The sequence below is a fragment of the Paenibacillus sp. P2(2022) genome (genome assembly GCF_029522175.1).
Lineage (GTDB): Bacteria > Bacillota > Bacilli > Paenibacillales > Paenibacillaceae > Paenibacillus > Paenibacillus polymyxa.
Genome location: NZ_JAKWFI010000013.1, coordinates 76,261 through 88,394, shown reverse-complemented (window position 1 = coordinate 88,394; position 12,134 = coordinate 76,261). Strand labels below are relative to the sequence as shown.

The window sequence follows — 12,134 nt, the reverse complement described above, 5'->3', positions numbered from 1 at the left end:
TTTCCACGGAGCGCTCCACCATCAGGCCGACCAGTTTGTCGGGTCCTACTCCCTGTGCTTGAAGGATGCGTGCCAATGAATTCGCCCGTTCATTCAGCTCCCGATACGTCAGACGCTGATGTCCAAATACCAATGCCACCTGATCTGGTGTACACTCCACCTGAGCCTCGAACAGCTGATGGATCGTCTGATGAGACGGAAATGTACAAGCGGTATCATTAAAAGCCGCTGTAATTTGCTGTTTTTCCGCTGCTGTGAGTAGTTCCAGCTCTTCCACTCGAACATGCGGGTTGAGCGAAATTTGCTCCAAGAGACGCGCAAAATGTCCATACAGACGTTCAATACCTGCTTGATCAAAGCTGAGCGTGTTATACATAAAACGAATCTTGATGCCTTCACCTGGCATCACGACAACGTTCAGATCGTAGTTGGTTTCCTCTGTAGACACCACATTTGAAATTGTGAAGGGATCCTGTCCATCACTGCCCAGTTGCTCTACCTGCTGCTCCACCGGGTAATTTTCAAATATCATAATATGGTTGATTAAATCCTGCTTCTGCTCGGTCAGCGCTTGAATTTCATACAGCGGGAACGCATCGTAAGCATTGGAAGCCAGCGCCTGCCGCTGTGTTCGTTTCATCAGCTCGACAAAGATTTCACCTGGTTCAGACTGCACACGCACTGGAATTGTATTGATAAATAGCCCGATCATATGCTCCACACCTGGAATATCCCCTGGACGACCGGACACAACGCTGCCGAACACGACATCCGTACTGTTGTTATACTTCTGCAACAGAACGCCCCATACCGTCTGAATCAGCGTATTGATCGTGACCTGATTTTGCTTCGCCACCCGTTCGATCTGGGCAACCAGCTCTGGCTGGAATTCGCAATCCAGATCTTCAGCGATATATTCCCCGGTGTGCATTGATTTCGACTGTGTTTTTTGCTGCGGAAGCGTAATTTGCTGCTCGTAGTCCGCCAGATACCCACGCCAGTATTGCAGGGCTGCCTCGCGGTCCTGACGTTCCAGCCATTCGATAAAACGACTGAACGGCGTGACAGGCTCCAGCGCGGGCTCATCACCCGCACGCAGTGCCAGATAGCTACCGAATACTTCCTGTGTCATAAAGGACAAGCACCAGCCATCCATCAAAATGTGATGGAAGCTCCAGATAAAGTGATACGTTTCATCCCCAGTTTGCAGGATCGAGATACGAAGGAGTGCATCCTCTGCGAGATGGAAACCTTTTGCTTTATCCTCGATAACAAAAGCTTCCACCCGAGCTTCTCGTTCCTCTTTTTCTAATCCGCGCAGGTCTTCATAATATAATTGTCCGCTGCGATGGCGGAAAACGACTTGTACGGGCTCATCCTTCCATGAACTGATAAAGTTCGTCCGCAGGGCCTCATGACGCTGTACGAGCAGATCCAAGCTCTTACCGAAAGTAACCACATCGAAGCGCCCATTCAGCTCAAAGGATGCTTGCTCAAAATAAGCCGCCGAGCTCTCATCCATTAGACTGAAAAAGAGCATGCCCTTTTGCATCGGCGTCAAAGCATACACATTTTCCAGCTCGCCCAGATCTCGCGTATCTTCCACCAATTGCTCCAGTTCGTCTAGCGTTACCTGTTTTAACAGCACATCACTTGGGGTCAGCACCGTTCTTTCTTGGGTGACACAATGATGAATGACTTCACGCAAGCCGGATGCCAGCAGTTCTCCCAGCCGCTCCATCGTTTCATGACGGAACTGTGTTGTACCGTAGCGAATCGTGAACACCAACTCGCCATCCTCGATTAATCCGTTGATATCCAGTGCAAAATCCATAGTCGCGTTCGTGCTGACAGGCACACCAATGGAATAAGATGAAGGCTGTAAATCGTTGCCTTTATAATCCTGATCGAATTGGCCCAGATAGTTAAAACTGATCTCAGGCTGAGCCTCTAACTGCACGCCTGCTTTCTCTAGCACATTTAGACCCGACAGGTAGCGTAAAATGCCATAGCCGATGCCTTTTTGCGGAATATGACGCAGCCCTTCCTTGGTCCGCTTGATCAGACGAGCAGTATCTCCCCCTTCTCCCAGACTTCCATCCAGGACAACCGGGAATTGGCTCGTAAACCAGCCGACCGTGCGTGTAATATCCACATCCGGTACAATGGCTTCCCGTCCATGACCCTCCAGGTTGACCAAGATCCGCTCGGAACCCGACCAGTCATACACCGCTTTTCCGAGCGCGGCTAGCAACAGGTCATTCATTTCTGTGTTGTATGCGCGATGAGCTTGTTTGAGCAGTTGCTCCGTCTCCTGCTTCGTCCAGCGGACCGTCACCACCTCACTGTCTCCGAGCCGTGCATTATCATTCGCAAAATCCTTCGGCAAAGGCTTCGCGAGGCTTGCTTCGGCTTGTTCGATATGCTGCCAGTAGGCCAGCTCCCGCTCCATCGTCGCACTGTTGGCATAGGCTGACAGCTGTTTGGCCCATACCTGGAACGAATCTGTTTTATGCGGCAGCCGAATAGCTGTGCCCGTTTGACCTGCAACAGCCTGCTCATAACCGGATGCCAAATCCTCCAGCAAAATACGCCAAGATACACCGTCCACCACCAAATGATGAATGACGATTAATACATGGTCGCCCTCAGCGCAATGGAACAGACCGAGCTTCACCAGCGGACCCGCGCTCAAGTGAATGCCAGCTTGAATTTCACTCGCCTTAGCTTCAACAGCGGCAGATTCGTCTTCCACTCCGCTGAAATCTATAATATCCAGCGTGTATAGCTCGCCTTCCTCTACACTGCGGTTCCAAGCAACATAGCCTTGCTCCGTTTCACGGAATACCGTGCGCAATGCGTCATGATGCTGGACCATACGGTCCATCGTACGGCGCAGCGCGTCGACATCAAAGCCCCCAGCTCGGTACAGCATCATCGCCTGGTTGCTGTGGTGCAGATCAGCCGGCTGCTGCTCGAAGAACCACCGCTGAATAGGTGTTAGTTCCACCTGTCCTACTGCCTCTTCCTGACTGGCCACCTTGCCATCGGTACGAAGTAATGGACTGAGTGCCGCTACCGTCGGATGGCTGAAGAGGTCTTTCATGTTCAGTCGATACCCTGCTTGCAGCAAGCGGGAGGATACTTGCAAGGCCTTGATCGAATCGCCGCCCAGCTCGAAGAAGTTATCCTGCGTGCCTACGGCATCCACGCCAAGCACTGCGGCCCATACCGCAGCCAGTACTTGCTCCACCGTAGTACGCGGTGCCACATAGGCTGCTCCGGTATGAATGCTGCCTTCCGGTTCCGGCAAAGCCTTGCGGTCGATTTTGCCGTTGCTGGTCAGCGGGATCGTCTCCAGTCGCATCAGCCGTGCTGGCACCATGTGCGCTGGCAGTCCGGCTTCCAGCTCTGCTTGTACTTCCTCGATCCGCAGCTCGGCTTCTCCCGTGATGTATCCGCACAAATACTTGTGTCCACGCTCGTCCGTCCGGTCGATGACTACGGCTTGACGCACACCTGGTACCCGCTGAATTACGGTTTCAATCTCGCCCAGCTCGATCCGATAGCCCCGGATTTTGACCTGATAGTCCATCCGGCCGATAAAGTCCACATTGCCGTCTGGCATCCACCGTGCCAAATCGCCGGTGCGATACAAACGTTCACCTGGTACGTATGGGTTCGCTACGAATTTCTCGGCTGTCAGGTCCGCACGGTTCAGGTACCCCCGTGCCACGCCAGCACCGCCGATGCACAGCTCGCCCAGTACGCCAATCGGCACCGGATTCAGCTGGCTGTCCACGATGTAGAAACGGGCGTTCAGCCATGCCTGACCAATCGGCACATTCCCGCTGCTTGGTAGCTTCGACAGCTCTTCGTCGTAGAAGCTGGAGTCAATCGCCGCTTCCGTGACACCATAGCTGTTGATGATGCGGATATCTGCGCCAAACCGTTCTTGCAGCACCCGGTAGTCCGTCACGCTACAGGTGTCTGAGCTCGTGATCAGCAGCTCCAGACTGCTCATGTCCAGCCCGTGTTCATGCACATGCTGCATAAACGGTACGATCAAGGCTGGAGTCGATTCGAACACGGTGATTTGATAATCACGAATCCAGCCATATAGACGGCTTGGATCAATGCGATCCTCTTTCGGACAGATGACCATCGTGCCGCCGTTATAGAGCGTCCGTGCAATATCGCCGACGAACACGTCGAAGGAGAAGCTGGCCAGTTGCAGCAATCGGACTGGGAACTGGTTCAGACGGTAATCCCGGCGATACGCCGCAGCCGTGTTCACCAAGCTGCGATGCTCGATCATGACGCCTTTTGGACGCCCCGTTGTACCGGACGTATAGATCACATACGCCAAGTCTTGCGGCTCGTTGATACGTTCAATATCCGTGGTATCCCCGGTGTACAGCGACTCATCGTCAAGTGCCAATACAGTACGCAGACGCAGCCCAGTTACCGGTTCAGATGCTGCTTCGCTGTCAGACTTCGAATCTGCTTTCAAGCTTACGCCTTCATTCAGACGGTCTCTTTCCATCGTTTCAGCGCTAACCGCCGTCTCCAGCCAACCCTGTGCGCGCTCCTGCAAGCCGATTTGCGTGAGCAGCACCGTCGCACCGCTGTCCTCCAGCATGAAACGAATGCGCTCGGACGGATAGTCTGCATCCAGTGGTACATAGGCGCCTCCGGACTTCCACACTGCCAATACACCAACCAGCATGTCCACCGAGCGTTCGCTCAAAATGCCCACAATGGACTCACGTCCAATGCCCTCATTCCGCAATCTACGGGCCAGTTGGTTCCCACGCTCGTTCAACTCGCGGTACGTCAGCTGCCGCTCCTCGTATACAACGGCCACATGATCCGGCACAAGCTGCGCTTGTTCTTCCACATAGGCGTGGAACAACAATTCGGATTCCTTTTCATCACTCCATGCAGCTACGCCCACGGATCCAAAACCATCGATAATTTTCGCTTTTTCCGCAGTAGTCACCAGCTCAAGCTCATCCACCAGTGCATCTGGTCGGTGAATCGCTTCTTCAATCATATGCAGCAAATGCTCACGGATTTGCTCTACAGCTGTACGTTCCAACACCTGCGCGTTGTACTCCAAATGGACATGGATTTCATCGCCTGGCACCACCGTAATGTTGAAATCATAGTTTGTTTGCTCTGACATGGAAGCATTGGCAATCGTAAAACCATTGTTCCCACGACTACCCATCTGCTCCATGCGCTGTTCCACGGGGTAGTTTTCAAACACGATAATATGGTTCACCAGGTCCTGCTTCTGATCGGTCAGGGCCTGAATTTCATATAACGGATAGGTTTCATAGGCACGGGAAGCCAGTGCCTGCTCCTGAAGCTGCTTCATCAGCCCAGCAAATGTCATCTCTTTCTCACTGTGAACTCGTACAGGAACCGTATTAATGAACAACCCAATCATTTTATCGATGCCCGGAATATCTGCTGATCTGCCGGATACGACACTACCAAATACCACATCCCGACTGTTGTTATACCGCTGTAGCACAACGCCCCACGCTGCTTGCAGGAGTGTGTTGACCGTCACTTGCTTCTGCTTAACCAGCTTGTTCATCCGCTCCGTCACTTCACGGCCCAGTGTAAATGAAAGCTTGTCCGCTTCATATGCTTTTACGTGATCCTCAAGCTGTTTGACCTGCGGCAATACGGTCTGCTGCTCAAAGCCCGCAAAATAATCGCTCCAGAACCGTTCTGCCTCCGCGTTGTCCTGTCGATCCAGCCATTCAATATATTCACTGTATGGCGTTACCGGAGCAAGCTCCGGCTTGCGGTCTTCAAGGATGGCAAAGTACGTATGAAACGCTTCCCCGACAACCAGGAACAAGCACCAGCCGTCCATCAAAATATGATGGAAGCTCCACACAAAACGGTACGACTCCTCACCTGTACGTAAAATAGACACCCGCATCAGCTCGCCTGAGCTGAAATGAAAGCCTGCCGCTTTGTCACGTTCCGCAAAATCAGCAAGGTATGCGGCCTGCTCTCCTGGTCCCATTGAACGTATATCTTCAAACCGGAATCCAGCCGCTTTATGGCGGTACACTACCTGTAAAGGCTGCTCATTCCAGCCACTATAAAAATTCGTTCTGAATATTTGATGGCGATCCACCAGCTGGTTGAGGCTTTCGGCAAAAGCCTCCACTTGAAAGTGGCCTTGCAGATCAAATGTCGCCTGCTCAAAATATGCCCCGGATTGCGGCTCCATGAAGCCGTGGAACAGGATGCCTTTTTGCATAGGGGTTAACGAATAAATGTTTTCCAGTTCTCCCGCAGCAGCCGTCTGCTCTACAATATGATCCAGTTCTACAGCCGTCAGTCCTTGGAAGGACAAGTCGCTTGGGGTCAGCTCCGGCAACTCTTTAGCCACACAGTGAGCCAACACCTCACGCAAGCTCTCCTGCAGCAGATCAGCCAGTTTTTTAACCGATTTTTTCATGAACATTTTGTTGCTATAGCTGATCGTCAGTTCCAGGGCACCGTCCGTGATCATGCCGTTGATATCCAGAGCGTACCGCTTGGTCAACGTGTCACTCATGGAAGCTCCGACGGAATAAGGAGACATGCGGAATGCATTCTGCTTCAAATCCTGATCGAATTGGCCGAGATAGTTAAAGCTGATTTCCGGCTCGGCCACAAAAGTGGCTTCTTCTGCCCTGTCAGCAAGATATCTCAAAATTCCGTATCCAATCCCTTTATGCGGCAAACGGCGTAGCCCTTCCTTGACGTTCTTGACACGCTGTCCCACATTCCGGTCCTCGCCCATATCCAGGACCACTGGAAATTGGCTGGTAAACCAACCGACGGTGCGCGTAATATCCATATCCGGCAAAATGGCTTCCCGTCCATGCCCCTCCAGATTCACAAGCACCTGACCGATGCCTGCCCACTCCTGAACGGCCGTACCCAGAGCTGTGAGCAGCAGGTCGTTTGCTTCTGTATTGTAGGCCCGATGGGCTTGTTTCAAAAATTGTTCCGTTTCTTCGACCGTCCACGCTACGGTCAGTGTCCGATCATCGCGAAGCTGTGGCTTGGCCTGAGATTTTCGAGTGTAATCCATAGGCAAGGATGCCAGACTCTTCCCTGCTTCCTCCACCTGCCCCCAATACGCACGTTCCTTCTCCAACGCGGCGCTGTTCGCATAAGCTGTCAGCTGATCCGCCCACAGACGGAAGGAATCCGTTTTATTCGGCAAGCGGACAGACTCGCCCCGTAAAGCCTGCTCATAGCCGGATGCCAAATCCTCCAGCAAAATACGCCAAGACACGCCGTCGACCACCAAATGGTGGATCGCTACCAACAAATGGTCTCCATCGGTGCAACGGAACAGACCCAGCTTTACCAGCGGTCCTTCGGACAGGTTCATGCTACTTTGGATTTCAGTTGCTTTCGCCTCAATCGTCGTGCTCAGGATGACTTCATCCGTCAAATCCCTAAAGTCCAGCACGTCCAGATGATACAGCTCGCCTTCCTGTATTCCGCGATTCCACGCTTGGTAGCCTTGCTCGGTCTTCCTGAACACCATCCGCAGTGCATCGTGGTGCTCCGTCAACTGGATTAGCGCTTGATGCAAAGCAGCTTCGTCAAAGCCCTGCTCCCGGTGCAGCATAACCGCCTGATTAAAATGATGCGCGTCCACTTGCTCCTGTTCAAAGAACCAATGATGGATCGGAAGCAATGCCGTTTCCCCGCTCACTTCTCCCTGATCTGCCATACGACTTGTCATAAGTGGTGCCAATGCTGCGATGGTTGGACACCGAAGCAGATCCTTCATATCCAGCTTGTAGCCTGCCTGAAACGCACGGGATACGATTTGAATCGCCTTGATCGAATCGCCGCCCAGGTCAAAGAAATTGTCCAAAATACCGACGGTTGGCACGCCCAAGATGGACTGCCAGATTGCGACGAGTGCCCGTTCTGGCGCGGTATGCGGCGCTTCATAATCCGCTCCGCTTTGCTGGCTGCCTTCCGGTGCTGGTAGGGACTTGCGGTCGATCTTACCGTTCGGTGTCAGCGGCATCTGCTCCAACTGAATGAAATACGACGGCACCATATAGCTTGGTAGCTCCTGCCCCAGCTCACTTCTCAGTTCACTAGCTTCCATGGCTTGATTGGCCACATAGTACGCTACCATTTGTTTTTGGCCCGTTGTTTCGTCCGTACGGGCCACGACGGTCGCTTCTCGTACCGACTCCACCTGCAAAAGCTGTGATTCGATCTCGCCCAGTTCGATCCGGTAGCCCCGGATTTTAACCTGGTGATCCATTCGTCCCAAATATTCAATATTGCCGTCCAGTGTCCATCTGGCCAAATCACCTGTACGATACATCCGTTCATAGCCCGCTTTGCCTCCAGCAAACGGATTTTCCACAAATTTCTCGGCCGTCAGATCTTCGCGATTCCAATACCCACGGGCCAACCCTTCCCCTGCTATACATAATTCTCCCGGTATACCGACTGGCTGCAATTCCCCGCTCGTATTTAGGATATATATTTGGGTGTTCGCGATGGGACGTCCTATATTAATTTCTTGAGCATGAGTTAGTTCCTGTACAGTCGACCAAACTGTCGTTTCTGTAGGTCCGTACATGTTATAAATACGGAGACCATTTATTACTTGCAGCGCTCCCAAAAGCTTGGAAGGAAGGGCTTCACCTCCCACCATGATTTCCTTCACACCCTGTAGCGCGTGGGAACCTTCTTCATGATCCAGCAGCATCTGCAGCCGGGATGGTGTCATTTGCAACATCTCAATATGATGATGGGTAATCAACTCACCCAGTGCCTGAGGGTCCACTTGATGCTGGTGGTCGCCAAGCACAACCGTCATTCCAGTCAGCAGCGGCAAGATGGTTTCCAAAACGAAAATATCGAATGAAATGGTTGTCAGTGACAAAATGGTTTTGCCAGCTTCAAAGTCAATGATTTCACGCATCCCGGTAATAAAGTTGAGTACCGAGCGATGCTGGAGCATAACTCCTTTTGGATTTCCGGTTGATCCAGAGGTATAGATGACGTAGGCCAAATGCTCTGGGCGAGCAATCGCCTGCAGGTTGCTGCTTTCTCCCTGATACAATGCTGCATCCTCAAGAAATATAGCATTGGCATGGCAAGGGTGCTCTTCTGCCAGATCACGACTGGTCAGAAGCACTGCCGCTTTGCTGTCTTCCATCATGTATTCAATACGAGATGACGGAAATTCGGGATCAATCGGCACATAAGCTCCGCCTGCTTTTAGAACGGCCAGCAGACCTACAATCATTTCCACTGAGCGTTGTACCATCAGGCCAACCAGCTTGTCAGGTCCTACTCCCTGTACTTGAAGGATTCGTGCCAATGAATTCGATCGTTCATTCAGTTCCCGATAAGTTAGACTCTGATTTCCAAATACAACCGCTGTCTGATCCGGCGAACGTTCTGCCTGTTCCTCGAATAGCTCATGAATCCCCGCATCGTGTGGAAAGGGGACAGCTGTCGCATTAAATACATCCATAATTTGAGTCCGCTCTTCGTCACTCATCAGTGACAACTCCTGAATCCGCTTCTGTGGCCCTTTTACCATATGCTCTACCACACTCAAAAATTGGTGAATAATTCGGGCAATCTCCTGCTCGCTGAACAGCTCAGTCCGATAATCCAGTTGCAATACAAGTTTATCGTCATCCAGCATGTCTATCATGGCAATATCGAAGTCGCTCACCGTATCTCCGCAGAAATCAGTATGTACCTGCTGAATGGCTTCATCAAAACGAGAGAAGCTCAGCGTACGGTACTGAATGGTAACGCCAAACAAGCGGCCAATATCCGTGCCGCTTTGCTGTTCACGCAAATCCTGCATGATTTTGTTATACGGATAACGCTGATGCCGCAAAATGGACGCCTGCTCCTTGCCAACACCGTGTAGAAAAGTGAGCAACTCGGATTCCGGCTCAACTTGCAGACGTGTAGCCACAGTGCTGACGAACATGCCCATTGTATTTTTTTCCTTCTTTAACGTGCGGTTAGCATACAATGTACCAACGGTTAAATCTTGTTCACCTGTCGTTTTATGTAAAAAAATATACAATGCGGCCAGGAAAAATGTAAAAATACTGATGTTATGCGCCTCGCAAAAAGCCGTGACACCACGATATAATTCGTGCTCCAGTGTATAAACCTCTCGGCGTGCAGCCGTGCTTATCGTGAGCGGATTGTAAGACTTTAAACCTGTAACCTCCGGCAAGTCGGCAAATTTCTCCGTCCAGTACACCTTGTCCTTTTGGTAGCGTTCTGATTGCTCATAGCTTTGCTCCGTCTGAATAAAATCGAGATATGAGTTCGCTGGGACCGGCGTATCTGAACCTGTACCATGTACAATACTCATATAATTCCCCGTAATTTCATTAATGGCCTGCTCCATGGTAACGCCGTCAGAAATAATATGATGCATCTTGAAACTAAACCAGGTGTCTTCTGCCCCCAGCTGCAAAATAACAAATCGATACAACTGCGAATCCAGTAAGGGGAACGGCTGGGCATTATGATGACTCACCCATAGCTCAGCTTCCTCTGGAGTAACCTGAAGGGTTTCTATGCTTTGAGCAGCAAACGGCTCAACATATTGATAGGGAATGCCGTCCCGAACCGTGATTTTGATACGAAAAGAATCGTTTTGTGCAACCACCAGGTTCATTGCCTCCTGCAATGCATCTATGCGAACCGTTCCCTTGATTTTAACAGTGGTAATAATCGTAGATGTGTTGCGATTGGGATACACAAGCTCCGTGTACCAAATACGTTGCTGTGGCTGGCTTAATGTAAACAATTGAACATTGTGCTGAGTCATACGTATCTCTCCTCGCAAAATAGATATGGGTAAAAGTAACTCTGCTTAAATGACCTCCCTTGGCAAGGAACGGCCATGCGAGCCTTTTCTCCGGTATTAAATTGCCAATAGAAGTCAGTAAAAAGCGACCACTCCTGATATACCATTAAGATCTGAGTGCGCATATTTGTTGTAGCAGTTTGATAATTATGCTTTTGCCGCCACAGCACGCGACGACAATCGTTACCGTTTCTCCTTCTCCTATCAGGAAGCTGGTACCCTTCAGCCCCCGGAGCTTCGAGAAGCTGGTTTTGATCAAAACAAGTACATCTTCTTTTCTTCGCTCACACTTTCGCAGTGCAAGCTTTTTTTAGTTGGGCAGACATGGTGAAAAAACTCTGACTCTGGATGTATGAATATGTGCATGGAATGGGAACATTTTTGAATTATGCTGTAAGTGCATCTTGGTGGTGGGTTGTAGAACGGTTGCCGCAATGTTAACAACGTAGTGTGTCGTGATGTGTGCTGTCTGAATCTTGGCTTGAGGGTATTGATGCTATGAGACGCATGAGCTACTGCACCGTGGTTAGGAGCGTAATTCTAGGTTGAAGGGGGCAAAAACTCACGATTGCGCTTATGACTTCCTGATTTTGTACATGGATAAAAAAGCGACGGTCATCGAAAGAGCTAGCGAAGTTTCCACGCTGCTAGGAAACGTTTCGCACTCCTCAAAATCTGTGCACAAACGGGCATAATCATTTGAACTAACCGTGCATTTTACAGTACTTCTTCAGGTGTTTTCTGCATCAAATGAAGCTCTTCGGTGAAAGGTTAATCTGAATAAATAGGATTTGTCTTTGGAATACGGAAGATATGGGACAGATTTACCGGAATGATGCTATGGACAGATAATCTTGCAGTCTTGTTTATACAACTGCCATGATTTTTGGATACAGTCAGTGCTCCCTACAGTGTCTACAAAAGAAAACAGCTTATGTACTTATGAAGCCATTTTAGGCAATGCTCTCATGTCCGGTGAAACAAAATAACTGGGTCTTCTCAGTCAGATTGGATCACGATTTTCAAAAGCCAAGACACGACCGAGTCGCCATAAAAATTTCTAACACCCTCTTTCTGTCCATAATATAGCAATAAATCCTTATATATCTTCTTTACTCCCAATACTTTCTAGCTATTTTAAATATACAAACTTTAAAACCGATTAACATGGGACATAAGTTCCAAATTGATAGATTTCATAAAATTAATAAACATCCCA

At 50.3% G+C, this 12,134-nt stretch carries 1 protein-coding gene; it reads right to left on the bottom strand.

What is annotated here, in order from left to right:
• Window positions 1-10,876 (bottom strand): non-ribosomal peptide synthetase (locus MMB75_RS24095; protein WP_277511207.1); only part of this gene is annotated, 10,876 nt, incomplete at its 3' end.
• Between the last annotated feature and the right edge of the window lie 1,258 nt (window positions 10,877-12,134).